General features: G+C 59.7%; 1 protein-coding gene. It reads right to left on the reverse strand.

The window, feature by feature from the left end; all coding sequences use genetic code 11:
- A partial coding sequence (locus AC1D0Z_RS21950; RefSeq protein WP_477660266.1) for an efflux RND transporter permease subunit occupies positions 1–1335 on the reverse strand: 1335 nt, incomplete at both ends.

Consider the following 1335-nt stretch of genomic DNA (forward strand, 5'->3'; position numbering starts at 1 on the left):
GTCCTGTTCAATCTGATCGATCAGGATGACGGAATTGCGGATGATCATGCCAAACAGCGCAATCACGCCCAGCAACGCGACAAAACCAAACGGACGGTTCAGCAACAGCAGTGCCCCTGCCACGCCCGCAATGCCCATGAAACCAGTCAAGAAGGCAAGAATCGAGCGGCTGAAGCTGTGCAGTTGCAGCATCAACAGCGTGAGCACGATAAACAGTGCAACCGGCAGCCCCGCAACGATGGATGACGAGCCCTTGCTGCTTTCCTCCACCGCGCCGGCCACCTGGATGCGGTAGCCCTGCATTCCCTTTTCCAGCCACTTGGCCTCCAGCGCCTTGAGCTTGGGCATCAACTGCTGCGTCACTGTGGCGCCTTGCAGGCCTTCAATGATGTCGCTTTGCACGGTAATGGCGTAGTCGCGGTTTTCACGCCACAGCACGCCCGGCTCCCAGGTAAACACGGGCTTGGCGATTTGCGTGAGTGGGATGGACCTGCCCGACGCCGTAGGCAAATAGGCATTGCCGATATCCGTGATGGCATTGCGCTCGTCCAGCGGCTGGCGCAGCACGATGTCGATCAGCTTGTCACCTTCGCGGAACTGACCCACAGGCGTGCCCGCCAGGATGGTCCGCGAAGCCTGCGCAMTCGACTGGCTGGTCACACCCAGCGCACGCGCCTTCGCCTGGTCGACCTCGAGCCGCAGCACTTTGACCGATTCGTTCCAGTTGTCATTCACGCCGCGCGTGTTGCTGCTTTCACGCATTACCGCCTTGACTTCATCGGCGCGGTCGCGCAGCACCAGCGGGTCTATGCCCACCACACGGAACTGCACCGGGTAGGGCACCGGTGGGCCATTGGGCAGCAGCTTGACACGGCCGCGCACCTCGGGAAACTCCGTGGCCAGCAAAGCCGGCAACTTGATGCGCAGCGATTCACGCACCTTCAGGTCCTTGGGCAGCACAATCATCTGAGACACATTGGTCTGCGGAAACACCTGGTCCAGCGGCAAATAAAACCGCGGCACGCCTGAGCCTATCCAGGTGCTGACGGTCGTTACGCCCTCCTCCCGCATCAGTCGCTGCTCGACCCTTTTGGCAGTGGCTTCGTTGGCGGCAAAAGAAGTGCCTTCCGGAAACCAGATGTCGACCATGATTTCAGGACGGCTGGAGTCAGGGAAAAATTGCTGCTGCACCTTGCCCATACCGACAATGCCCAGGGCAAATATCAGCACGGTAGAGCCGATGGTGATCCAGCGGTGCTCCACACACCAGTTCACGGTTTTGCGAAACGTGTTGTAGAACGGGCTGTTGAACATTTCATGCGGACTGTCCTGTCC

Source organism: Polaromonas sp. P1_E3 (assembly GCF_056405935.1).